Genomic DNA, 25,403 nt, shown 5'->3' with positions numbered 1-25,403 from the left:
TGTACCGGAGTCGCGGCTCTCCTTACAGGTGCGGGCCAATTCAATGTTTGCCATTTGAGCGCTGTATTTTACTCCTTTCCTACTCCCGTTTTGATGTCTCTTCAGGTGGGGGAGGGCCGTGTTGACAAAGTGCCTGTAGCGTACCGTTTAAGCTGCGTAGAGTAAGACAAAAGCCTCGTGTAATACGCTGTGTAGCAAAGTTGAACAAATCGGTACGAAATGAAGGTTTTTGCGTCAATTTTCTGGCATTAAAATCATTAAATCACTGTTCAAAATGGAACCCTTTGCGTACCCTGCTGCTCGAATAAAAAATCCATTTAGGCAAAGGGAGGTACCTATGTACAGACGGATTTTATTATTGGTTGTGCTCAGTTTTTTCACCGTGAGTTGTGGATATGAGCCCAGTGCCTGTTCGGATAACAGTCAGCCGCGCTCTTTCCCCTTTCCCCATGCAATAATCTGACATCTTTTCCTGGAGAGCTGTTAAGGTTGCCCCAGCTCGGCAATTTGCTGGTCATTGAGGCCAAACAGGTAAAGCGCCGCATCGAGCCCGAACAGGGTGATGGCCTGCGGCGCCTCCAGGCGCACTTTGGGTTTTGGGTGAATGGCTATACCCAGGGTGCCCAGATTCAACATGGGGATATCGTTGGCTCCATCACCTACGGCTACCACTTGTTCCAGTGATAGCCCCATATCTTTTGCAGTTGCTTCCAGCAACAGTCGCTTGCGCATTCCATCCACAATGGGCTCTATGATCTCACCGGTGAGTACGCCCTCGGCAAACTCCAGTTGGTTGGCATGAATCAAGTCCACAGCCAGGCGCTCCCTCTGCAGAAAGTTGGCAAAGTAAGTAAAACCACCGGACAGGATCACAGTTCTGCATCCCAGCTGGCGCAGGCAGTGCAACAGTTTTTGTGCCCCTTCCTTCAATGGCAGCTGTTGTGCAATTTCTGCCAGGCGCTGTTCGGAAAAACCTTTGAGTAAGGCCATACGCTTTTTAAAGCTATCGCGGAAGTCCAGCTCGCCGCGCATGGCGGCCTCGGTGATGGCGGCAACCTGCTCACCAATTCCTGTGATCTTAGCCAGCTCGTCTATGACCTCGGCGTCGATTAAAGTGGAGTCCATATCGAAGCCCGCAAGCGCTGGTACTCGCTGGCTAGCGCCATCCTGTAGAACCAGATCGGCCCCTATTTCCTCGGCCAGTTGCAAACAGGCAAAACGCGCCGGGGAAAACTCCAGCTCAGCGCTGAACTGGAAGCGGATTACTGTGCATTCATGCCGGTTGGATAGGGTGTCTACAGTATCGACGTGCCAATGTTGTTCAGCGAAGAACTGAATCAAGCACTGCAGTTGCGACAAGCTTGCCACCGGGCTCAGGAGGGTCAGGCACCAGGGGGATCTCACCGTCTGGGGAGTTGGGCTGAGAGGGTTGAAGGCACAGCTGGTCGTGTCCGGGAATGGTGCAATATCACCGTATTCAAGACCCAAGCGTGCATAGTCACCGGTGTAGTTGAGATATCGCACGGTACAGTCCAGGGGAGACTGAGTAATTTGTGCCAGGGGTAGGTGAAATTCTTGTGCTCTAGTCTTGTCGCCCATGGCGCAATTCCCCAAATCTATTCAATAAGTGACGCATTATAGCTCTAGCTGGAATCTTCGTTAAAATCGACGCCGTATTGCATAGGCCTGTTTATTTGTCGCAGATTAAAACTCTGTGGAACTATTTTGTTGTGGGATCAACAAACGGCACAGGAAATTACAGCTTGCATTAATAGATTTGTATGGGGATTAAAATAACGCCGCGGCTGCAGTCCGTCACGAGCTCAAAAAACGCCAGTAGGTCCACGAACTTGTGCCTGCGTGTTATGAGCAACATCTCAATAAGTAAGGATGACTTGTTGAGGCGCAAGGTAATAAAAAACAAGGCAAGGTAATTTAGCCACTCTATGTCTGTATCGATTATTTCTCTACTACGCAAACTGCCAGAACAGTTTGCCCGTTTATCCAAGCGCATTCGCCAGCGCCTGTTGGCCGTGTCGATCTGGGTGATCCTGGCTGTTTTCTGCAGTGCTGCCCTCGGGCACTACTATGGTCAGCGGCATGCTGATGCTGTGGAAAAAGACCGGGCCTCTGCGCAGGCGGCGGCCAGTTTTCTCGCGGGACAGAGTCTGGAGCGTATCGTCGCCGATGATCGCATCAGTATGCAGCTGTTGGCTCGGCAGTTGTTGGAGTTGCCTGCTGTCAGCGGTATTGCCATTGAAGATGTGGAGTCCAACAGCCTGGCGGAAGTTGGGGATCTGAAAAATGGTGAGACCATCAATGTGCCAGTGGTACTGCACGATAGTATCGCCGGGAATGTCACCGTCGCCCTGGTACCTGGCTCGGATGTAACTTTCCCGTGGGTTAGCCTGTTGCTGACACTGGTGTTTGCCCTGCCGTTTAGTGCTGTAGCGGCACTGATGCTTGGGGGCTTTTCTACACCGCGCAGCTTGCCAGCGGAGGAAGCGCAATCCGCACAGGACTCAGCGGTGGAAAAAGTTGGCGGCATGGGTCTGTACCTGCGGCCGCTAAACTGGGCGCAGCTGACCAATCAACTGAGTCGCAGTGCGCTCGAAGGAATACAAAGAGAGCTTGATGGGCGTATGCAGTTACTGCGACGTATCTATGGAGCTCAGCCACTGAGTTGTGCCGGGCCGCAGATTGGCTTGGGTTTTTCCGGTACAGACGCAGCGTTTCGCGCAGTTTGTTGCGGCCTTTTATTGCGTGAGATGCAGAGTGTTAATCGTGCCACCGGTTTGAAGTTAGCTCTCGCTGTAGTTCCCTTTGAGCCAGGCTCGCCGGACTTTTCCGCCGAGCAGTTGTTGAACCAATCGCGAGGCCTGTTCTTGCATCCGGAGTTATTGGAGGATATCTCTCTGGCTGGACGTATTGAACACCACGGCGCGGGCTGGACCCTGGAGGTCACTGGCCTGACCCCATCCTATCAAAAGCTGCTCGACAACCAACTGCAACAGCTGCTGGGGGCCTGATAGCTCACCGCTGTTATCGCGGAGAGTTAGTGACTCATTGGCTCCCCACAGTTATTCTTTGGTGCCTGCTTTACGTTTACGTTAACGTAAACTCTTGTTAGGCTTTGCTGTATCTCGAGGAAGTACTTATGAAAGCCAAAGCCAGCATCGTAGAGCCCCATAGTTACAGTATTTCGGAGCTGGCGCGGGAGTTTGATATCACCACCCGTGCTATCCGTTTCTATGAGGATAAGGGGCTGCTCAAACCGGAGCGCCGCGGTCAGACCCGGGTCTACAGCCCAGAGGAGCGGGTGCGCCTGAAACTGATTCTGCGCGGCAAGCGGCTGGGTTTCTCCCTGGATGAGAGCCGCGAGATTATCGACATGTACGACCCGGCCCACGGCAATGTGGAGCAGTTACAACGCTTGCTGGAGCGTATCGTACAGAAGCGTATGCAATTGCAGCAGCAACTGCGGGATATCGAGAGCCTGATGGGGGAGCTGGACGAAGTCGAGGTCCGCGCGCAAGCGGCCCTGGTGAGGAGTCGCGAAGATGATACTTCCTAAAGGTTAAACCTAAAAATTTCGGCGCGCGCTGTGTGAATGTCTGCGGTCCCTGAAGACTGAGAGGGGTCAGCCGATGTATTGAGTAGACACAGGTGCGGCCAGTTGAATTCAATATTGTTAATTTTAAGTGGAGTCACTATGAATACCTCCTACCCAACCCTGAATTTCGGTCTCGGTGAAGACATCGATATGCTCCGTGACATGGTCTACAAGTTCTGCCAGGCGGAGCTGGCCCCGCGCGCTGCACAGATCGATGAAGACAACCTGTTCCCGGCAGACATGTGGAAAAAATTCGGTGAACTGGGCCTGTTGGGCATGACCGTGGAAGAGGAGTTCGGTGGCTCCAATATGGGTTACCTCGCGCACGCCGTGACCATGGAAGAGATCTCCCGCGCTTCCGCCTCTGTGGGCCTGTCCTACGGTGCCCACTCCAACTTGTGCGTCAATCAGATTCGCAAGAACGGTACCCGTGAGCAGAAACTCAAGTATCTTCCCAAACTGTGTTCCGGTGAGCATGTGGGCGCACTGGCCATGAGTGAACCCAACTCCGGTTCCGACGTGGTAAGCCTACAGCTGCGCGCCGAGAGGCGCGGCGATCGGTTTATTCTGAACGGCAATAAAATGTGGATCACCAACGGTCCCGACGCCGATACCTATGTGATCTACGCGCGCACTGAGCCGGGCATCAGCTCCGGTGGTATCACTGCATTTATCGTCGAACGCGGATTCGCCGGCTTCTCCCAGGCGCAGAAACTCGACAAGCTGGGCATGCGCGGCTCCAACACCTGTGAGCTGGTGTTTGAAGACTGTGAAGTGCCGGAAGAAAATATCCTCGGTGAACTGAACGGTGGCGTGCGCGTATTAATGAGTGGCCTCGACTACGAGCGTACCATTCTTTCCGGCGGCCCGGTGGGCATTATGCAGGCGTGCCTGGATGTGGTTGTACCCTATATCCATGAGCGCAAGCAATTCGGCAAGGCCATCGGTGAGTTCCAACTGATGCAGGGCAAGATTGCGGATATGTACGCAGACCTGAATGCCAGCCGCTCTTATCTGTACGCTGTGGCGCGAGCTTGTGATCGCGGTGAGGACTCGCGCAAGGACGCCGCCGCAGTAATCCTGTTTACTGCGGAGCGCGCAACCCAGATGGCCCTGCAGGCTATCCAGACTTTGGGCGGCAATGGCTACATCAATGAGTACGCCACTGGTCGCCTGCTGCGTGATGCCAAGCTCTACGAGATCGGCGCGGGCACTTCAGAAGTGCGCCGTATGCTGATCGGTCGCGAGCTATTTAAAGAGACCCGCTAAGGCTGGGCATTTCTTCTCGCCGCCGGCGCCTGCCGGTGGCAGCTGTCTCCAGCCGGGCACCGCGGCGATAAGCCGCGCCCTGTTGGGGTCTTTTCTCCGGGAAAGTGAATCAGACTTTATGAATCAGTTGCAGAGCAAAATAAATACGCGCGATGCCGCCTTTAGTGAAAACCGCGAGCAAATGCAGGCGCTGGTGGCAGACCTGCGTAAGAAAGTAGAAGCCATTGCCCAAGGCGGCGGTGAGCGTGCACGGGAAAAACACCTGGCGCGAGGAAAATTATTACCCCGGGATCGTATCGATGCGCTGCTCGATCCGGGCAGTCCATTCCTGGAATTTTCCCAGCTGGCCGCTCACGAGGTTTACGGTGAAGAGGTTCCTGCTGCGGGCATTATTACCGGTATCGGTACTGTTTCCGGCCAGCCCTGTGTGATCGTCGCCAATGATGCGACGGTAAAAGGCGGTACTTACTATCCGCTCACAGTGAAAAAACACCTGCGCGCGCAGACTGTTGCCGAGCAGAATAACCTGCCGTGTATCTATCTGGTGGATTCCGGTGGCGCCAACCTGCCGCGCCAGGACGACGTTTTCCCGGACCGCGAACATTTCGGCCGTATCTTCTTCAACCAGGCCAACCTGTCTGCCCAGAATATTCCACAGATTGCAGTGGTGATGGGCAGCTGTACTGCCGGTGGTGCCTATGTACCGGCAATGGCAGACGAATCCATTATGGTGAAGGAGCAGGCCACTATCTTCCTAGCGGGCCCGCCTTTAGTAAAAGCGGCCACCGGCGAAGAGGTCTCCGCCGAGGAACTCGGTGGTGCCGAAGTGCACTGCCGCATCTCCGGGGTTTCCGATCATTACGCCAACAACGATGTACACGCCCTGCAGCTGGCGCGTCGCTCTGTAGCGCGGTTGAACCGCATCAAGAATCCTGGCCTGGATATCCAAAAGCCAGTGGAGCCGGTTTATCTGCCGGAAGATATTTACGGTGTGGTGCCGAAAGATTCGCGTCAGCCGTTCGATGTGCGCGAGATTATTGCGCGGGTGGTGGACGGCTCTGAATTCGATGAATTCAAAGCGCTGTACGGCACCACCCTGGTGACCGGTTTTGCCCGTATCAATGGCTACCCGGTGGGTATCGTTGCCAACAACGGCATCTTGTTTGCAGAGAGCGCACAGAAGGGCGCGCACTTTATTGAGCTGTGTGCCCAGCGCAAAATTCCATTGGTGTTCCTGCAAAATATCACCGGCTTTATGGTGGGCAAACAGTACGAAGCGGGTGGCATCGCCAAGCACGGTGCCAAAATGGTGACCGCCGTAGCCACTGCCAAGGTGCCGAAAATTACCATTCTGATTGGCGGTTCTTTTGGTGCCGGTAATTACGGTATGTGTGGCCGCGCCTACGATCCCAATTTCCTGTTTATGTGGCCCAACGCGCGTATCTCGGTCATGGGTGGCGAACAGGCTGCCGGCGTGCTGGCTCAGGTGAAGCGCGACCAGATGGCGGCGCGGGGTGAATCCTGGAGCGAAGAGGAAGAGCGCCAGTTTAAGCAGCCAATTGTGGATAACTACGAGCACCAGGGACATCCCTACTACGCCTCTGCGCGCTTGTGGGATGACGGCGTTATCGACCCGGCGGACACTCGCCGCGTACTTGGTTTGTGCCTGGCAGCGGCCAGCCACAAAGAGCCGCAAGAGACCAAGTTCGGCGTGTTCCGCATGTAACCAAACCGTGGTTTGCGGCGCTTGTGATGCCATTATGCGCCGCAAAAAGATGCCCCATTCGAGGACTGATAATGAGCGATAAATTGCTGTGCGAAGTGGATAGCGAGGGTGTGGCCACGGTCACCCTGAACCGCCCGGAAATCCATAACGCTTTTGACGATGAACTGATTCACGAGCTGGCCACTACCTTTGACACCCTGGCGCAAAATCCCGCAGTGCGCGTGTTGGTGCTGGCTTCCAACGGCAAGAATTTTTCTGCCGGCGCAGATCTCAACTGGATGAAGCGCATGGCGACTTATTCGGAAGAGGAAAACCGCCGCGATGCTGCCGCACTCGCCGCCATGCTGTACAAGCTGGACACTTTCCCCACGCCCACTATTGCGCGGGTTCAGGGTGCTGCCTTCGGCGGCGCCGTGGGCCTGGTGAGCTGCTGCGATATGGCGGTGGCCACTGAGCGTGCCAGCTTCTGTTTGTCCGAAGTCAAAATCGGCCTGTTGCCCGCTACCATCAGTCCCTATGTGATTAACGCCATCGGTACCCGCCACGCGCGTCGTTACTTTGTCACAGCCGAGCGTTTCTCCGCTGAGCGTGCAGAGCAGATAGGCCTGGTATCCGAAGTCTGTGCCGAAGGCGACCTGGATCTGCATGTGCAGAAACTGGTAAACGCTATTGCTGACAACGGCCCCAGGGCAGTGGCTATGGCCAAGCAGCTGGCCATGTCCATGTCTAACCGAGTGATAAATAACGAATTGCAGGGGCAGACCAGTGCGCTGATCGCCGCCGTGCGGGTATCGCCGGAAGGTCAGGAAGGGCTGAGTGCATTTTTGGAAAAACGTGCGCCCAAGTGGATGAATGGTAGCGAAGGATAATTTAAATGATTCGCAAACTGTTAATAGCTAATCGCGGCGAAATTGCCTGCCGCATTATCAAGACCGCCCGCCATCTGGGGGTGGCTACCGTTGCTGTGTATTCCGATGCGGATGCCGACGCTCTGCATGTGCAGATGGCGGATGAAGCGGTGCACTTGGGGCCGGCCCCGGCCAGGGATTCTTACCTGGATATCGGCAAGGTGCTGGGTGCCGCCAAACAGACCGGTGCCGATGCCATCCACCCGGGTTACGGCTTCCTATCGGAAAATGCGGAATTTTGCCGTGCCTGCGACAAAGCCGGTATTGTTTTTGTCGGTCCGCCTACCGGCGCGATCGAGGCGATGGGCTCCAAGTCCGCCGCCAAGCGTATTATGGAAGAGGCCAATGTGCCCCTGGTACCCGGTTACCATGGCACCAACCAAAATGAAGAGCTGCTGGAAGGTCACGCCAACCGTATCGGCTACCCGGTATTGCTAAAAGCTGCCGCCGGCGGTGGCGGTAAAGGCATGCGCCGTGTCGACAGTGCTGATGAATTCCACCAAGCGCTGGCCGCAGCCAAGCGCGAGGCCATGAACGCCTTCAGTGATGACATTATGTTGCTGGAACGCTACGTGGTGAGCCCGCGTCATGTGGAAATCCAGGTGTTCTGCGATCAGCAGGGCAATGGTGCCTACCTGTTTGAACGGGATTGCTCGGTGCAGCGCCGCCACCAGAAAGTAGTGGAAGAGGCCCCGGCACCCGGAATGAGCCCGGAACTGCGAGCCCGTATGGGTGAAGCGGCACTGCGCGCGGCCCACGCCATCGGTTATGTGGGCGCCGGCACGGTGGAATTCCTGCTGGATGCCAGCGGTGCTTTCTACTTTATGGAAATGAATACCCGCCTGCAGGTAGAGCACCCGGTGACGGAAATGATCACCGGTCAGGACCTGGTGGCCTGGCAGCTGGCAGTCGCCGCTGGCGACACCCTGCCCATGAGCCAGGATGAGCTGCAGATCAATGGCCATGCTATGGAAGTGCGAATCTACGCCGAAGACCCGGATAACGACTTCCTGCCGGCTACCGGTGTACTGGTGCGTCACCAGCCCCCAGCAGAAGGCGAGGGCGTACGCGTGGATACCGGTGTGCAGACCGGCGATGAAATCAGCGTTCATTATGATCCGATGATCGCCAAGCTGATCTGCCACGGCCGCACCCGCAAAGAGGCCCTGGCCAAACTGGACCGCGCTCTTCGCGACTATCAGATCGCCGGTGTACGTCACAATATCGAGTTCCTGCGCCGGGTGATCAACCACCAGGCCTTTGCCAGCGGTTGTATCTCGACCCACTTTATTGAGGACTATGAAACGGAAGTGCTGCACCAGGAGCAGACGCTGACGCCGCTTAAGTGCGCGGCTATTGCCGGATACTTACAGCAGCGCGAGGAACACGATCTGCGTAACGGCGCTCCGCAACAGGATCCCTTCTCCCCCTGGCACAATGGCGATAACTGGCGCAATGCCCTGGCTGGCAGTCGTACCCAGACTGTGGATTACCGTGGCCAGCATGCGCAAATTCGTTTTGTCGCCGAAGGCGATAGCCTGCGCTGGACTTGCGATGTCCTGCCTGAGAAAAATAACAGTGGTGAGATTCGCTTGCTGTCGGGCCGCGATTTAATTCTGGTGGATGGTCGCCGCATGAGTTTCTCCGCCGTGGATACCCGCGATGGCGGTGCGGTATTTATCGATGGCACCCAGGTGGAATTCAAACTACTGCCACCGGATATCGGCGAGAGCAATGACCAGGCCCACGGCCTCGATGCCCCCATGAACGGCACCATAATTTCGCTGCTGGTTGAGCCGGGCTCTACGGTGGAAAAAGACCAGCCGCTACTGGTAATGGAAGCCATGAAAATGGAACACACCCTGCGGGCTCCGGCCGCTGGCACCGTGCAGCAGTTCTTCTGTGCCGAAGGTGAATTAGTGGATGGCGGCAGTCTGCTGGTGGATTTTGCCGGGGAGGAGCAATAATGACTTTGCCCAAACAGGTCAAAATCGTCGAAGTGGGCCCCCGCGATGGGCTTCAAAATGAAAAGCAGCCTATCTCTGTGGAGACCCGTATCGCTTTGGTGGACAAGCTCAGTGCCAGTGGGCTGTCGGTTATTGAAGCCGGCAGTTTTGTCAGCCCCAAGTGGGTACCGCAAATGGCCGCCAGCGAGGAAGTGCTGGCGGGTATCCTGCGCAAAGACGGTGTTATCTACAGCGCGCTCACGCCAAACTTAAAAGGTTATGAGCGCGCAGTGGAAGCCAAAGCCGATGAGGTCGCCGTATTCGGCGCGGCCTCAGAAGCCTTCACCCAGAAAAATATTAATTGCAGTATTGCTGAGAGTCTTGAGCGCTTCCGTCCACTGGTGGAAAAAGCCAAGCAAGACGGCATACCCGTGCGCGGATACGTATCCTGCGTACTTGGTTGCCCCTATGAAGGCGATATTGATCCGGCTAAAGTGGCAGAAGTTAGTGCCGCTCTACTGGAAATGGATTGCTACGAAATTTCCCTGGGCGACACCATCGGTGTCGGCACCCCGGAAGCCGCCAAGCGTATGCTGGAGCAGGTGATGGCCCGTGTACCTGTGGAAAAACTTGCGGTACATTTCCACGATACCTACGGCCAGGCACTGGCCAATATCTACGCAGCCCTACAAATGGGTGTCGCAGTAGTAGATTCCGCCGTAGCTGGCTTGGGCGGCTGCCCCTATGCCCGCGGCGCTTCAGGAAATGTTGCCAGTGAGGATGTGCTCTATATGCTCAATGGCATGGATATTGAAACCGGCGTGGATTTGCAGTTACTGGCAGAGGCTGGGAACTTTATTTCTGAACAGTTGGGGCGGGAGACGAACTCCCGGGTGGCTAAGGCTTTGGTGCCTTGTTGAGATTTTGATAGGTTCACATCGGGGTTATATTTATCCTGATGTGAATTTAACCGCTAGGGTTAAGAGTGGAACACCACGCTAGAAGCTATATCCTACGTTTTTTTACTTTATTTTTTGCTTCTGGAATTACAATTTTGTAGCAGTCTACATAACGGCGAATAATAATTCGTTATTTAAAAGTTAAAATTTTCTTCATGGTGTACAGCCTACCTCACTTCTTAACAAGCCATCTTTGTTGAACCCACCCTACCTGATTTACCATCTGTTTAAGATTATGCTCCTGTGATTAAAGGCCGTTAGAGGTGGAATCTGCCTTTATCCAATGTCGATTAAATATGAAGTGGAGTGATACTCACACTTTCTGTGGATGTTTTTTTATTGTTAACTTCACTATTTGAGTTTTGTTGACAATGATGACTATACGGTATTTTTTGCTGGTTCAGATTGAATTCTTTGAATATTTCGTTGGCGTAGACCTACCTTATCTCTTTTTGTTAATCAACTTTGGCATGAGATATCTATCAGGATTCCTCGCAGTAAGTGATGGTGATCTATAGAGCTTTTTGAGCACACTTTCACTATTAATGGATATAGTTTGATTTACTTTTTTTGAACTTTTTTTGCGTGGGTGGTCATACTCAGTGTTTAAAAAAAGTAAAACTATTTTTCAAAAAAATAGGGTATCAAAATGAAAATATGTTTCGCAGCTCTACCGTTGGTTTTTTTTGTAACTGTTAATGCTACTGCTGAAGAGTATAAGTCAATTACTACTGCCGGTTATTCCAATTTGGATTTTAATGCAAGGGATGGGGATGAACTCTCTACTGAATCAACTTATTATTTTTCTGGCAAGGAAACTCTTGGGCCTCTAAGAGAGTTTGAGTTTATTAATAAGGCAAGTAATTTGTCTGCGGCTTACTACCATCGAAGCATTGGGTCTACAAATAGCGATAGTTTCGCGGTCGCTGGTGAATATTTTGCCGAAAATGGATTTGTGTTGGGAGCTAACATAGCAGATCTTGGAGGTGAGAGCTTTAACACTATAGCCTTAGGTTACATGTTTACTCCTAACTTTTTGATGAAGTTTTATAATACTGAGGGCAATACATATAGTAAATTTCGTTATAATTATGATTTAAATGAAACTGATTATATTGGTTTTGATTTTTCTGCCGATGTTGTTTTTGATTGGCAGGTTTTTTCCTCTAAATACTTTTCAAAAATTGGTGATGACCAGTACATATCTATTAATTTAAGCTACTTGAATTATAATGAGTGGAATGACTATTGGGAGGTTGGTACCAATTACTATTTCACTAAAAATACTTCCCTTGAGGCTAGTTATGATGAAAATAATGATTATAAGCTAGGTTTATCTCACTTTTTTAATCGGAATGTTGCGGTGGAGGCTTCTTATAGTACTAGATTAGGGTTTCCATTTAAGTACTCCAGCTTTGGAAGTGATATCTACAAAACCATCTGGAATACGGATACGGAAGTAGATAAGTTTGAATTGGGAGTTACGGTGCAATTCTAATTTAAGAGGGCAAAAGGGTTTGATTGGGTTAATCGATTTGCAGTTATTACTTGAAACCAAGGTCATTTAATGGTTGGGGGCCAACACCTCAAACGGCCGCATCATATCGTAATCCTCATGGGAGAGTAGGTGGCAGTGCCATACATAGAGGCCTTCGCGATCGAAACGTGCAATTACCCGGGTAACTTGGCCGGGAAGGGCAATGACAGTATCTTTGGGGCCGCTTTCTTCCGGTTGTGGTGGAAGGGGTTTTCCCTGTAGAGATTCTATTTCCAGTCGTGCACCCTGAAATATCTTATCGGTATGCATAAATTTCTGCGGCTTGGGAATAAGTTTGCCTTTAAATGGCTGGCGATCCAGCACCTGGAATTCCACCAGATGAATATGGATTGGATGAGCCGATACTGTAGGGTTGTATATCTCCCAGATCTCTACGGCGTTGTGCTGGATAATTTCCGTGGTAGGGTCTTCGAAAAATAGGGAGCCTTCTTTTACTGGACCTAACATCAGCAGATTACGGCCGTAGGGATCGTCCAGACGATAGGTAGCAAGCTGTCGTGTGTGGTTCGCTTGACTAAGCCTTTTAAGCGGAGGGCGCAGGGGAGTATTCAAGGTTAGTTTTAAATCTCCAATCGTATCTTTGACCGCTGCTTTCTGTTTATAGGGAGAAGCTTTTGCAGGTGTCGAAGCAATATGGAATTGCAAAACTTGGCCAGTGGTATTGGGGTCGGTAGCTGGTGTGGTGCCACCGCGCCCATCACTTAATACGCGTTTGCCATCCGGGTTGTATACCAGCGGAATTGAACTCTTCGGATTACTGGCCTGCACAAATCCTTTAAAAGGGATATCTGGCCCAAAATTTCTCAGTGTCAGTTTGTGCCCTGCATAACCACTGAAATCCACTAAAACATCTGCTCGCTCTGCGGGCGCCAATACCAGCTCGTTCAGTTGCACTGGGCGATCGAGAAAGCCACCGTCGCCGCCGACTTGCACAAAGGGGGTATCTTCGTCGATCCTGAGTATTAGTGTGCGCGTATCGGATGCGTTGAGTAACCGCAATCGATAAACGTGTGGAGTAACACTGACTTTGGGCCAGGCCATGCCGTTTACCAGGATAAAATTACCGAAAAACTCATCCAGGTGAGAAGGGTTGGGCCAATTGTCCTTGACCACCTCATGGGAAACGGGTGAAGGAGGCTGATCTCGCCAGCCGGGGAAATAGAGCTGCCCATCTGAGCTAAACAGGCTGTCTGTTATAGCGGTAACCAAGGTCCGCTCTTCTGTGGGAAGTAGCTTTTCCTGTATCAGGAGATCTTCATTGTCGTCGCCAACCAGGTAAAAACCGAATAAGCCTGCATAAACATTAAGTCGGGTCATTCCCAGGGTGTGATCGTGATACCAGATAGTGGTGGCATCCTGGGAGTTGTCGTATTCGTAAATCTTTTTTTCAAATAGCGGGCCCGTCTCGTGATAATTTCGCGTGTACCAAGCGAGGGGATTGCCGTCACTCTTCCACTCTGTATGGCCACCATGAAGATGAATAACAATTGGCACGGCTTTGGAGTTTTTTACATCGGCAAGGTGAATGGATCGATCGACAGGAAAGAGATGTGGTCCGGGTAGCTCATTGGCCCAATGTACAAATACCGGTTGGCCCTCCCGAGCGCGAATGGTTGGGCCGGGAGAGTGGACGTGACCAGCATATTCAAAACCCCAGGCCTTCGTCATTACACGTTTACCATCCTTATCCCTCAAGCCCATCCATACTTGGGTGGGCCGTGCTGGCAATTTGAGTGGAGCTGAGCTCTTGGGTCGGATCTCTACAGGTATTGGCAGCTCGTTAACGAACTTATCCACAGTTGTTGGATCCAGGAGGGTCAGGGGATGGGCCTTGACGACGGAAATTTTTTCCTCGCTAGCAATTAGGGAAATAGGAAGTGATAACAATAGGCAGAAGAGTATCCGAAGCATAGGCTGCTCATGGTGGTTCGTATTTAATAGCCAAGTATAGGTAAGGGAGTACTGTCAGGTCATAGAGACCTCAAGTGCAGGCAAGGCGCAGCATGCCCTTACCTGATGCGACGCTGCACTAGATAAAGTGATTGATCGCCGTTTTGGCATTGTCCTGATAGGTTGAGTTGTCCAGGTCCGGGAAAAGCTTCCGCTGTTCACCAAGAGGTCCAGTCAATCCGCGTTCACTGCCGTAAAAAATACCTGTTCGGAAGGATGTTGTATCCAGCAGGGCATCGATATAGCGCTTGGCGCCCACTTCGACTTTGTGGACTTTGCCCAATAGCAGCATAATACGCATCATGCCCTTCATCATATATTGCTTGAATAACGACAGTGTATTGAAGCCTTCTGTGCCTACAGTAGCCCCTGGGCTCATAGTTACGAAGCGGATATTAGGGAATTCTCGAGCCATGGAAGACATCCACAGGGCGCCCATATACTTTATCGGACCATAGGGTACCGTAGCGTCTTTGGTACTGGCATAGAGCTCTCCTTCACAGATCTGCATAAATTCCTCCACAGAGGCGCTTTTCAGCTCTGGCCGCTTCATACCCATCTCTTTTACGCCGCGAGCGGCCTCGGAGCCGGCATAGATAGCAGTCTGGGTTAATTTATTGGCTTTCAGTAACTCGTTAGTCAGTAGAGCATGCCCGAGCAGGTTGACGGCGAAAATTTGTGTGACTCCCTCAGGGGTCTTGTTGTAAAACTCTTTCCCCCCGGTACCGCCAGCATTCATAACCAGCGCATCAACTGGGGATTCCAGGTTCTTAACTGCCTCTTTCACGGATTGTTGATCCGCGACATCGATCAGCAATACTTCGAAGATATTCCTGCCAGTTACCGACACCAGCTCGGCCTGGGTTTCCTTGGCTTTGTGCAGATTGCGGCAGCCGAGATAGATCTTGTTAATCTGCTGGTATTCCGCCAGTTGCTTGGCGCACTCCCTACCTAAGCCTGCATTCGCTCCGGTAATCAAAACACTCTTAATCATCTTTCTGTCTCTGTGGATATTGGGAACTGGTGCCAGGATATGGATATACCCGGCTGTTGGAGGGAAAGATAAGCGGTTAAGCGCCTCGTCTTTTGACATTTCTTGCTGTCTTAGTGGGATACCAAGACCGCAAGAAATATCAAAAATAGGGCCTTACTGGCCAATATGATTAGGTCATCACTCCAAATACGGCAAACTAAGGTGAAACTATGAATCAGGCGAGTTCTATAGAAAGAAAAATTTTCCAATTGTTAGTGGTAGCGCTGGCGGTGATCTGTTTTGTACCCGGTGGTATCAGTGCATTTGGAGGGCTGAATGGCAGTGCTGCCCTGAGTGGTGGTGCTATGATTTTTGGCCCGGATAGCCCCTTGAGAGGATTTGGGGATAATCAATATCGATTTGCCTTTGGTGTTTTCTTTGCCCAGGGGTTGGTTCTACTGTATTTCCTGAGCAATATCGAAAAACATAAAGCATTGTTTTACTTCGTGGCTTTATCCCTCTTTATTGGCGGTCTGGGCCGCTTAAGTAATATTCTGGAATTTGGATTGGTGGATGATCAGGTCTTACCCCCTACGATTATTGAGCTTGCGATAGTTCCACTTCTGGTTTTTTGGCATAGGCGAGTAGCCTCTCAAAGTTAGTCATTAGAAGCTCTTAGTTAAGCAACTAAAAGTTATTTACACTTAAGAGGTTATTACTTTGTTACCAGTATTTTTACATATAGAGTCTTCACCAAACTTACAGGAATCGCAGGCTCTTCAGCAGTATATAGGTCTGGCACCGCAATTAATGCAACAGTATGGGGGGTGCCTATTGCCTCTTATGATGTAGAAGAGGCCCTGGACGGAGGTAGGTCACCAAAGGCATTTGTTGTGGTATCTTTTCCGGATCGGGAGGCGATCTATGCATTCTTCAATGATCCAGCCTACCAGGCGATTATTCCATTGAGGAACAAGGCATTTGCCCATTTACGCTTTTTTATCACTAGTGAACGAATTTGATTTAAAGGCAAGCTAAACCGGGAAGGTATTGCTCGAAAATCGAACCGTCCCAACGTAAACTGGTAGGAAAGGAGCCTCTCATGCAGCGATTTTTTAAAAGTATCAATTTCGTAGAGCAGCATCTATACGACAAAATTTCTGTTCATGAAATTGCCGCTGCCTCTCATTACTCCACCTACCACTTCAGTCGTATTTTTAAGGCATTAGTGGGGGACTCGCCGAAAGAGTATTTGCGCAAGCGCCGGTTGACCGTCGCCGCAAAGAGGTTGTTGAGTGAAGATATTGGTATTCTTGAGCTTGCCATGGAGTGCCAATTTGATTCCCAAGAAGCTTTTACTCGCGCGTTTAAAGCTCTATTTAATGTAACCCCAGCGCAGTATCGAAAGCAGCAGGACCCTTTTCGGTTGTTGTATAAGGACCAATTTAGCCCTCATATGCTGCATTTTTTGCAAAATGAGCTATCCATGGAGCCACAAATTATTTCGCGCCCAGTGATGCAATTAGTGGGAGTAGCGCAGGAGTACGATCATGAAAACCTCAGCTTGCCAAAGCTTTGGTCGGCATTCAGGCCCTACAGGGATAAGATTCCTAATCGTATTAGTGACGAATCTTTTGGTATCTATGAATGTTACGAGGAAGCGGCTGATGAAATTCGGTTTAATTATATCTGCTGTACGCCAGTTGCTGAGCTGACTCATGTTCCTGAGGGAATGGTGGCCCGTGAACTGCCAGAGCAGCTCTATGCGAAGTTTGTGCATCGTGGTTCTATTACAACCCTGGAACAGACATTGAAGTATATCTGGGGAAGCTGGCTGCCAAAGTCAAATTATGACTATATCGAGAAGCCAGACTTCGAACTCTATCCGCCCAGGTATCAGGTTACCAGCCCGGCAGCTGAAATGTATTTCCATATCCCCGTTAAAGAGAGACAATAATCGTTTAGCAATAACGCAGATTTATCACTATTCAACTTTTCCAGCTACTTGGAGGCTGTTCAAAAGCCACTATACGTTAGGGAAACACCGATGTACCGATCATTATAATACTATAGATGAATAGCTCTTTTGCAGTGAATTGTGAGAATTGTTTTATCTTTCAAAAAGAAGAAAAATTTTTAATTTTATGCAGAACCTCCTTACTCTATATCTCAGTTTTCTTGGCTTCTCTAGATAATGGTTGCCAAAGTGGATAAGGCGCTTTGTCCAGTGGTTTATCTTTAGGGTGGCCCTAGAGAGTAGCAACTATTGACCTTGCTGGTTTCTATCTTTATATCTCTATCGTACTAGTGTCTGCATAATCTGCTAACATCGGCATAAATCCTGTAGTTAGATCAATCCCTATGAAACTATTGCGTTGGCTCTTGCTTATTGTGCTTGTCCTAATGGTGATTTCCGCCCTTGCGGCACCAGGCTTCATCGGTCCCAAGGTAGAGGAGATCTGGAAGCAACAGGTTGGTAGGTTACAAGGTGGTAATTCCACGAGTTATCAGCGTGGTTGGTTTGGTGCTGAGACCAATACTGAGGTCGGACTGCAAAATGGTACTACCGAGCTGCATACTGAAATTCACCATGGTCCTGTACTGTTTACTTCCCAAGGGCCGAGATTTGGGGTTATCTATAGTGAAACACGCTTGGAATTGGAGCAGTTAGCCCCTGAATTGCGCGCACAGCTTGAGGGCATATATGGCCGTTTGCAGGATAGCCCGTTGGTGCTGGAAACTCTTGTAACAGCCGATAACCGCGTACTAAACACCCTGCGTTTGGAGTCCTTCAAAAATACTGGTACCTATGGCCAGCTGGAATTTGATGGCGGTGAAATTGCAGTAAAAACTGATTATAGCGGTACCATGTTGGATGGCGTTATTGATTTGGGCAGCCTGCGCCAGATACGGGATGGTGTTGAAGTGCTGTTTACCGAACCTCTAAAAGGTGAGTTCCAAGTAGAGCCTGGCCGTGGCGGCAAGGCACAACTGCAATTGTCATTGTTACGTGCGGAGTCCGATTCGGGACCTGTGCAGCTGCGGGATATTACCCTCAAATTAGACTTGGAGATGCTTGCCGCCCAGACTTTAAAAATTGTAAGTGACTTGCAGTTGCCCAGCGTAGAGTCCGCAACTCCGATCACCTCTGCTCGTCAGCAGATGACCTTACCCAAGATTTCAGCCGCAGATCTGGGTCACTACCTGGGAGTGCTGCTGCCTAATGCTGAGCGCAACTGGGCTCGTGAGATGCGTCCGCCGCTGCGATTGCAACAGCAGTTAGCTGTGCAGTCACACAATGGTCCAGTGCTGGTGGATGCTGATATCGATTGGCGCGGCATGAAGCGCCCTCCCCGTCACCGTGGGGGGAGTGCCCTGAATCAGTGGCTGAAGCCATTGGTTGGCACTATGACACTGAGTGCAGCGGAGTCCGCGCTATTGCAGTCACCATTAGTAGCACAGGCGATGATGTTGCGGGAGTACGGTCTTTTACTGGAGCAGGATGGCGAACTGCAAATGCATTTGGAAGTGAAGCGGGGGCGACTGGAAGTGAATGGCCAGGATTTACCCCCGGAGTTGTTTATTATGGCGCTTACCGGGCAGTTCTAAGAAAAAATTATTTGGGGAGTGGGTTGGCTGCTCCCCATTTATTAAACTGACAATAAACAAACTTCCATCTATTTTATTATCGCTCACGGCAAACTAGTGTGCCGCATTATGCTGTTAACTGGCTTTTCGGGTTAGCAGTTAGTGTAAAGTCCCTCCAATCCTATCATCCAGTATTGCGCATACCGGCGGCAATTCCGGCAATGGTTACCATCAGAGCGCTTTCCAATACAGTATCACTTTCCCTTTCACGTAAGCGTGCCATCAATTCAGCCTGAAGCAAGTGCAATGGGTCGGTGTAGGGATCGCGAACTCGAATCGACCAACGCATTACAGGGTTGTTATCCAGCAGGCTTTCACGTTCGGTGAGCTGCTGAAGTGCGCTTACGGTTCGTGATAACCGCTCGCGCAGGCTTTCGCCAAGGGAGATCAGATCTTCACTATCTGTCAGGCGCTCTTCATACCAAGAGGCGACACGGGTATCAGATTTGGCCAATACCATTTCCAGCATATCGACCACTCCCTGGAAGAACGGCCATTCACGGCTCATATCACGTAAAATGTCGGTTTCGTCGGCGTGTTTTTGTGCGTGTTCCAGTGCAGTGCCGGTACCCAGCCATGCAGGTAGCATCAGGCGTATCTGGGTCCAGGCGAAAACCCAGGGAATGGCGCGCAGGGTTTCCACACCGCCACCTGGTTTACGCCGCGCGGGGCGACTGCCCAAAGCGAGTCGGCTGAGTTCGGTTTCCGGGGTGACGGTACGCAGGTAGGAGACAAATGCAGGATCGTCGCGTACAACTTCGCGATAGCTATTTACCGAGATTTCCGTGAGACGATCCATCTGGTTGCGCCACTCAGGTCGCGGTTGCGCTGGTGGCATCAAGGTGGCCTCCAGAGTCGCCGCCACATACTGTTCCAGGTTGTAGGCGGCAACCGTCGGACGGCCATACTTGAAGCGGATCATCTCTCCCTGCTCGGTGACCCGGATACGGCCAGCTACAGAGCCCGGCGGTTGAGATAGTAGGGCCATGCGGGTGGGAGAGCCACCTCGGGAAATAGAACCACCGCGGCCATGGAACAGCGTTAATGGGATACCATGATTTCGGAAAATTCCGGTGAGGGCCTCTTGAGTACGATATTGCGCCCAGGCTGCACCGAGGAAGCCGGCATCCTTGGCGGAGTCTGAATAGCCGATCATCACTTCCTGGCCATCCAACACCCGTTGTTTGTACTGGGGGATATTGAGCAGGGTACTCATGGTGGTGGCTGCGTTGTTGAGATCATCGAGAGTTTCAAATAGAGGCACCACTCGCATTGGCTGGTGCACACCGGCGATCTTTTGCAGCAGCATTACCGCCAGTACGTCGGAAGATCTTTTCGCCATGGAAATGACATAGGCACCGAGACCTTCGGGGCCCTGTTCAGCCACTACTCTGCAAGTCTCCAGTACTTCGCGCACATCTTCATCACAGAAATCCGTGCTGTAAAAATCTGCATTGACCAATGGCCTGCGATTGTCCAGCTCGGCGAGTAGAAACTCTAGTTTGCGCTCCTCATCCCAAGTGGTGTAATTGCCGATACCCAGGTAGCGGGTGATGGCATCGAGCGTGTCCGCATGGCGAGTGGATTCCTGGCGTATATCCAGGCGTAATAAAGTAATGCCAAAGCAGTTGAGGCGACGCAGAGTATCTTTTAGTTGCCCATCGGCGATGGCGCAGAGCCCCACTGAACGTAGGGAACGGTCGATAAGGTGTAATTCCTCGGAGAGCTGTTGGCCACTACTGAAGGCTTCACCATCTGGCACCGGTTGGTTGCTGATATGTGCCTCTATCTGCGTGCGGGTATTTCGCAGGCGGTAGCGGACCCTGCGCAGCACAAGGCGGTAAGGTTCGTGACTGGGGCCGGTATGTGCTATCAGCTCTTCACTGGCCATGTGCATCGACAGGTCCGCGAGCAGGTTTTCGATATCCCGCAAATAGAGGTCCGCAGCCATCCAGCGCGCTAACAGTAGTACCTTGCGAGTTACTGAGGCGGTGACATTGGGATTGCCATCTCGATCGCCGCCCATCCAGGAGGCAAAGCGAATAGGCACCCAATCATCTGGCAGAGGTGGTAACTCGGCCAGGGCCAACTCCGCCTCGATAGAGCGCATGCTCTGGGGAACCGCCTGCCACAGGGACTGCTCAATAGTGGCAAAGCCCCACTTGGCTTCATCCACCGGTGTCGGTCTCTCACGCCGAATCTCATCGGTGCTCCAGGCGGAAAGGATTTGCTCATGTAAATGTCGGCGTAACTCCCGGCCTTCTTCTTGGGTAAGATCGGGTCGGTCCAGCGCGGCGAGCAAATCGGCGACACGGTCGTATTTGCGAATCAGGGTGCGGCGGGTAACTTCGGTGGGGTGAGCGGTCAGGACCAGTTCAACGGAAAGATCTTGTAAAACTTCATGAATTTCGCTCGGAGGAATATCGGCCTGTTTCAATTCCTGCAGCACTTGGCGCAGGCCGCGGTCGCTATCCGGGTCACCGGAGAAACGTTGATGCTGTCGGTGCAGGCGTTCGCGATGGCGTTGTTCGGCGATGTTTGCCAGATTGAGGAACTGGCTAAAGGCGCGCGCGACTTCCAACAGGGTTTCATCGTCGAGGGGATCAAGTAGCTGGCGCAGCCGATTCACTTGCATTTCCCCGGTGCTACGACTTTCTACGGCAGCCTGGCGAATTGTTTCTACGGTATCGAATAGCGATTGGCCTGCCTGTTCCCGAAGTACCGAACCTAGCTCCTCGCCAAGCAGGCGTACATCTTCCCTTAAAGGGGTATTTTGATCCTGACTCACGAATTCTGTTCTCCCTAGCGAAATACCACGAGGTAACTATCTTCGCACAATTTCACTTGGTCGGGGGTTGGACATTTTTTGACGTTGAAATAACGGGGAGAGATTTGGAATATAGGAAAACTAGTGTGGGCAAAGTTGCGGCAGTTAAACGGTGGACTGGAGAATTGCTGTCATAAATTTTGGCTAATCAAGAAATAAGGATAATCGGGGTGGGAATAATTACTTGTTGGCCGTTAAAGTCGATCTTTGAAGTTTTTGGTATAAATCTTTAACGCTTAGGTTTCATTTGTAACTAGAGTTACTCTTTTAACAGTGGTCATTAGGTGGAAAAAGAAAGCTCGGGAAGATTAGTTTTTGGAAGATTAATCACAATTAATTGTTAGCTTTCTATGTGTTTTTAATAAAAATGCGAGAATGCCTGCATGAAATATCACACAGGCATACTTTTTTATCAGAGTTATCTTGCAGTGAGTTAGTAAGCTGGGCGGCGATCTACCAGTACCAGCCAGCCACGGATCACACGATAGAAAACCCAGATCCAGTTGATGGCGAGAATGACATATCCGAGCCCGAGAATCCAAACAGAGCAGATACCGACAATGGTCCACAGCAGCCAAAACCAGAAGGTACGAATTTGCCAGCGAAAATGAGATTCTGCCAGGGTGCCGCTTACATCTTTGCGTTTAAAGTAATTGATCAATACGCCGACAAAAATGGGAACCGCGGTAAACAGGCTGATGGCCTGGATCAAATAAACCATGATAGCCAGGTCGCGCCCGCTCTGCTCTCGGGCCTCCTGGGATCGCACGGGGTACTGCTCAGACATAACTTTATTCTCTCGGTAGTTCAATAAAATATAGTGTGGTCCGAGCTATATAATTCAACTTGGCTGCGTTGGAGTGGCATTTTTATGCGACAACCGGATATGGCTGCCGCCATCATAATGGAATAGTCCCTGTTATTTGAGTGCCCACTCGGTATGTACATTGCGCTCACGCCAGGCTTTCAGCTGGCGAACGGATTCGCGCATCAGTTGTAGCAGTTCGGTGCGCTGCTGCCTGCAGTGCTCCCGTCCGCTATCGATAGAGAGATTCGCCGCCAGGCTGCGCAGGCGTGCGGCCACACTATCGAGACCCACTTCTGCAGCCGACCTGGATATTTCCAGGGCCTGTTTCTCCGCATCCAGCCAGTGGCGACCGGTCAGGGCACTGGTCAGAGAGGTGATCCGCTTAGGCAGGGTGGCGCTGCGGTCGCTGAGTAGCTCGGCGAATGTCAGGTGGTCGAGTGTATCCCGCTGGCGGAACAGGGTATTTGTGTTCAGTAATTTGGAGGGACGTGGTTTTTGCTGTGTATTGGCACCTTGACCACGTCGCCCGGCCCAATTCATTAATTGCATCAGCTGGCGATCTGCAATGGGATGAGTCAGCACTCCGGTAAAACCTCGGGCCTGGTAGCGCTCTTTGTCGCCGGAGCTGGCGCTTTGTAGAAGTGCAAAAATTGGTAATTCAACGCCGCGCTCGCGGCGGATTTCACGCACTGCCTCAACGCCATCCATTAGTGGCAGGTGGGTATCGGTAAGAATCAGATCAAATGTTTTCTGTAGGGCGGCGCTACTACCATCGATACCGTTGCACTCTCGTTGCACATAGTGCCCCATGGTCTCCAGTACGGCCTGCAGGGATTCATGTTTATTATTTTCCACCAGTAATACCGAAAGACGATTTTCGCTATTGCCGAGCACTTCCTTTGGCAGTTTGAGCTCTACCATTTCCACTTTGCCAACCTGTCGCAGGTCATCCAAGGATTTAAGCGCCGCGTTTAATTGGCGTTTGCCGATTTCCACCAGTGCCTTGATGTTATTGTCCTCGCTGCGGCCTAGCAGATTAAAGGTGCCGAGCAGAGTATCTAGGGGGTGGTGCAGTTGGTGACGGGCAATAGTGAGTAGATCGGATTTTTCCTGGCGCAATAATTCCAGGCTTTCTCGATTTTCTTCCAGCTGTTTTTCCAGGGCATTAAATTCACTGTTGCGGCTATGTACCTGCTGGAACAAATTGCTATTTTCTGAGCCGAGGCTCTCAATGCGCTCGTCCATTTCCCGTTTGAATTTGCTCAGACTCAACTGTCTATTCAGTGCAAAAGCACAAACAAGCAAAAGCACAGTTGCTGCTGCAGCGAGCCAGGTAATAGGCACCTGTTGATTAAGAGCGGGCAGTTCATAAGCCTGTGCAGTACTGGAGATAAATACTGAGCCACACACAATTGAACCGATCAGAAGGGCGTGCAAAGAAACACGACGAGAGGGCACCCCCCCAGAAGATATGGTCATTATCATCCTTGTAACCACTTTTTTGTTAGGGCGGACTAAATCCTGCAGTCCGCGTTATGTTTTTACGGTAGGTTTCTATAGATACTCCCGAAAACATCAGATCGTTTGATACTGCAATATTGCCTAGGGCACAAGAGGTATTTTTTCGTCGCGGGTCGTAGTGGGGAAGAAGTAACGGTCAGTTGTATGATTGTTTTCTCTACTATCCAAGTAATATTGCGCCACACAGATAGAGAAGGATTTTATTAATCAACGTATATTGTGGGGAATTGCACGCTATTACAATAGCCGAGTGAGTGGGAATATTTAGCGAGAATTTGCGCAATTTGACGAGCTGATGGACCAGGTAAATTGCGCAACATTGCTAATGAATAATTTTCTAAATTACTCAGGCAGCTTGCGGCAGGCGCTGCTGTAAAAGTTGCAACATACGCTCTGAGGGTAGGAAAAGACGAATGCCATCGCAGTGGGCGAGTAGTTCTTTATAGAAATAATCGAAGTGGGTACAGCCCAGGATCAGGATTTGTACGCCACTTTTTACCAGCGCGGCCACCAGGTCGTCTAGGGCGTGCTGCCGTACAATCATTTCCGCGGCGAGGCCGTCCTCAATATCCTCGACAATTTGCAGGTTGCCGATACCAATTACCTTGGCAGTTTTATTGCGCTCGAGGATTTCCCGCTCGATATTGGCACAGCTCTGGCAGTTGGCTGCGAGCAATCCATAGTTGCGATATCGCTGGGTCAGCTCGGCGTAAACCTCTAAAGGCGAGACCACTTCGATCGGAGAGGCTGCAGTGACCGCTGACATATCCACCGCACCGGATAGGGAGTTGCAGTAGATCATGGCGGCTTCGGCACCGGCCTCGTGGAGTTGCTTGATGGCGTCGATCAGCTGTTGCGTGAGGGCGCCGCGCTCCAGAGCCTGCAGTTGGGTCTGGGCTTGGGGCGATGTGGACAGGGAAAGGCCTATTCCGCGAAATTGTCGTGCGGCGAGAAAATCGAGTCCGAAGCGGGTGTCCGTGGGAGTACCTGCGACCACGCCAATGGTCATGGAACTATTTTCAATGGCGTTATAGGTCAACACAGTGATTTTCCTCTCTCGTAATGCTCAGTCGAGTGTCTGTGGCAGTTCAGGAGGCCCTTTTGCTCCACAGGGAACTGACGTTATTAATCCATACTCTGCGAACCCAGTCGAGATAAATCCCATAAGGGCGTCCGAGGGAGCCGGCGATCAGTATGAATGTGATACTGGCGGTGGCGACTTCGTCCCAGCTGGCGCCGCCGAGGCGCATATTGCACAGATATAGGGGAAACTGGAAGCTTAGGAAAACAAAGGTATCCACCAGGTAGGCGTTGACCACGCCACCACCACCAAAGCGGTTTACAACCCAGCTGCGATAAACACTGAAGGGGCGCGCGATCAGCGTGTTGAATACCAATGCCATCAGGCGCACTTTCAGGTGCTCCTTCCAGCCCATACCAGCCAGTACCAGTTCAATGGGGATTGCTACGGCCCAGGAAAAACTGTTCATGGCAAAGATGTCCAGGAGGAAGTCCCAGCGGCGCGTGTTGGGCGCCGTTGTGTCGGCGTCAGGGCTGGTGGGGGTCAATGCGGGCGCGGACATGGAGTAGGAAACCTCGTAGACATCAGGCCGCCTGTAACAGGTTGGCGACAGGCCGGCGATTATATCTTCAATCTGCATAAAAGCTAGCCTTGTATCTCGACTAGCAAGGTCTTC

The 25,403-nt window shown here is 51.4% G+C and carries 20 protein-coding genes; 12 read left to right on the top strand and 8 right to left on the bottom strand.

The genetic code is table 11. The features are described 5' to 3' along the window. Positions 1-483: 483 nt before the first annotated feature. Positions 484-1,599 (bottom strand): phosphoserine phosphatase SerB, encoded by a 1,116-nt coding sequence (gene serB, locus GL2_RS04995; RefSeq protein WP_143729568.1) that lies wholly within the window; start codon positions 1,597-1,599, stop codon positions 484-486. A gap of 347 nt (positions 1,600-1,946) precedes the next feature. Between serB and GL2_RS04990 the strand changes: the two genes are divergently transcribed. From GL2_RS04990 to GL2_RS04955, 8 genes are all read left to right on the top strand, one after another. Beyond that, on the top strand, positions 1,947-3,029 hold the full coding sequence (locus GL2_RS04990; protein WP_143729567.1) for a hypothetical protein: 1,083 nt from the start codon (positions 1,947-1,949) through the stop codon (positions 3,027-3,029). Between the two features lie 128 nt (positions 3,030-3,157). Continuing rightward, complete coding sequence (locus tag GL2_RS04985) at positions 3,158-3,574, top strand: MerR family DNA-binding transcriptional regulator (RefSeq protein WP_143729566.1); 417 nt, start codon at positions 3,158-3,160, stop codon at positions 3,572-3,574. 138 nt (positions 3,575-3,712) lie between these two features. Next, positions 3,713-4,882, top strand: a complete 1,170-nt coding sequence (locus GL2_RS04980) for an isovaleryl-CoA dehydrogenase (RefSeq protein ID WP_143729565.1) — start codon at positions 3,713-3,715, stop codon at positions 4,880-4,882. Between the two features lie 118 nt (positions 4,883-5,000). After that, a complete protein-coding gene (locus tag GL2_RS04975) occupies positions 5,001-6,608 on the top strand; it encodes a carboxyl transferase domain-containing protein (RefSeq protein ID WP_143729564.1) in 1,608 nt (535 codons plus the stop codon). 71 nt (positions 6,609-6,679) lie between these two features. Next, a complete protein-coding gene (locus tag GL2_RS04970; RefSeq protein WP_143729563.1) occupies positions 6,680-7,477 on the top strand; it encodes an enoyl-CoA hydratase/isomerase family protein in 798 nt (265 codons plus the stop codon). A gap of 5 nt (positions 7,478-7,482) precedes the next feature. Further along, complete coding sequence (locus tag GL2_RS04965; RefSeq protein WP_143729562.1) at positions 7,483-9,483, top strand: acetyl/propionyl/methylcrotonyl-CoA carboxylase subunit alpha; 2,001 nt, start codon at positions 7,483-7,485, stop codon at positions 9,481-9,483. Beyond that, the gene (locus GL2_RS04960) at positions 9,483-10,382 is read left to right on the top strand and encodes a hydroxymethylglutaryl-CoA lyase (protein ID WP_143729561.1); all 900 of its coding nucleotides are present in this window, start codon (positions 9,483-9,485) and stop codon (positions 10,380-10,382) included. Before GL2_RS04965 ends, GL2_RS04960 begins: the two co-directional genes overlap by 1 nt. A gap of 688 nt (positions 10,383-11,070) precedes the next feature. Further along, positions 11,071-11,919 carry a putative porin gene (locus tag GL2_RS04955; protein WP_143729560.1) on the top strand — a complete coding sequence of 283 codons (849 nt, stop codon included), beginning with the start codon at positions 11,071-11,073 and terminating at the stop codon, positions 11,917-11,919. A gap of 66 nt (positions 11,920-11,985) precedes the next feature. Here the strand turns inward: GL2_RS04955 and GL2_RS04950 are convergent, their stop codons facing one another. Both GL2_RS04950 and GL2_RS04945 read right to left on the bottom strand, forming a co-directional pair. Then, complete coding sequence (locus GL2_RS04950; protein WP_172621063.1) at positions 11,986-13,776, bottom strand: multicopper oxidase family protein; 1,791 nt, start codon at positions 13,774-13,776, stop codon at positions 11,986-11,988. Between the two features lie 232 nt (positions 13,777-14,008). After that, the gene (locus GL2_RS04945) at positions 14,009-14,923 is read right to left on the bottom strand and encodes an SDR family NAD(P)-dependent oxidoreductase (protein WP_143729558.1); all 915 of its coding nucleotides are present in this window, start codon (positions 14,921-14,923) and stop codon (positions 14,009-14,011) included. A gap of 209 nt (positions 14,924-15,132) precedes the next feature. Between GL2_RS04945 and GL2_RS04940 the strand changes: the two genes are divergently transcribed. The 4 genes from GL2_RS04940 to GL2_RS04925 all read left to right on the top strand — a co-directional run bounded on the left by GL2_RS04940 (position 15,133) and on the right by GL2_RS04925 (position 18,511). Beyond that, positions 15,133-15,564: a DUF4345 domain-containing protein gene (locus GL2_RS04940; protein ID WP_143729557.1), complete on the top strand. Its 432-nt coding sequence runs from the start codon at positions 15,133-15,135 to the stop codon at positions 15,562-15,564. Positions 15,565-15,729: 165 nt separating this feature from the next. Next, positions 15,730-15,924 (top strand): DUF1330 domain-containing protein, encoded by a 195-nt coding sequence (locus GL2_RS22300; RefSeq protein ID WP_172621062.1) that lies wholly within the window; start codon positions 15,730-15,732, stop codon positions 15,922-15,924. 80 nt (positions 15,925-16,004) lie between these two features. Continuing rightward, positions 16,005-16,859 (top strand): GyrI-like domain-containing protein, encoded by an 855-nt coding sequence (locus tag GL2_RS04930; RefSeq protein WP_143729556.1) that lies wholly within the window; start codon positions 16,005-16,007, stop codon positions 16,857-16,859. Positions 16,860-17,263: 404 nt separating this feature from the next. Next, positions 17,264-18,511: a DUF945 family protein gene (locus GL2_RS04925; protein ID WP_143729555.1), complete on the top strand. Its 1,248-nt coding sequence runs from the start codon at positions 17,264-17,266 to the stop codon at positions 18,509-18,511. Positions 18,512-18,674: 163 nt separating this feature from the next. Here GL2_RS04925 and ppc read toward each other — a convergent pair whose 3' ends face one another. From ppc to alaE, 5 genes are all read right to left on the bottom strand, one after another. Further along, a complete protein-coding gene (ppc, locus tag GL2_RS04920) occupies positions 18,675-21,338 on the bottom strand; it encodes a phosphoenolpyruvate carboxylase (protein WP_143729554.1) in 2,664 nt (887 codons plus the stop codon). Positions 21,339-21,810: 472 nt separating this feature from the next. Continuing rightward, positions 21,811-22,164, bottom strand: coding sequence for a hypothetical protein (locus GL2_RS04915; RefSeq protein ID WP_143729553.1), 354 nt, complete (start codon positions 22,162-22,164; stop codon positions 21,811-21,813). Positions 22,165-22,296: 132 nt separating this feature from the next. Next, positions 22,297-23,664 carry a response regulator gene (locus tag GL2_RS04910; protein ID WP_172621061.1) on the bottom strand — a complete coding sequence of 456 codons (1,368 nt, stop codon included), beginning with the start codon at positions 23,662-23,664 and terminating at the stop codon, positions 22,297-22,299. A gap of 388 nt (positions 23,665-24,052) precedes the next feature. Further along, the gene (locus GL2_RS04905) at positions 24,053-24,748 is read right to left on the bottom strand and encodes an aspartate/glutamate racemase family protein (RefSeq protein WP_143729551.1); all 696 of its coding nucleotides are present in this window, start codon (positions 24,746-24,748) and stop codon (positions 24,053-24,055) included. A 46-nt stretch (positions 24,749-24,794) separates the two neighbouring features. Further along, positions 24,795-25,367, bottom strand: a complete 573-nt coding sequence (gene alaE, locus GL2_RS04900) for an L-alanine exporter AlaE (protein ID WP_143729550.1) — start codon at positions 25,365-25,367, stop codon at positions 24,795-24,797. Between the last annotated feature and the right edge of the window lie 36 nt (positions 25,368-25,403).

It is taken from the genome of Microbulbifer sp. GL-2, assembly GCF_007183175.1.
GTDB lineage: Bacteria > Pseudomonadota > Gammaproteobacteria > Pseudomonadales > Cellvibrionaceae > Microbulbifer.
The sequence above is the reverse complement of the archived record's forward strand: the minus strand, read 5'-3'. Positions and strand labels throughout refer to the sequence as shown.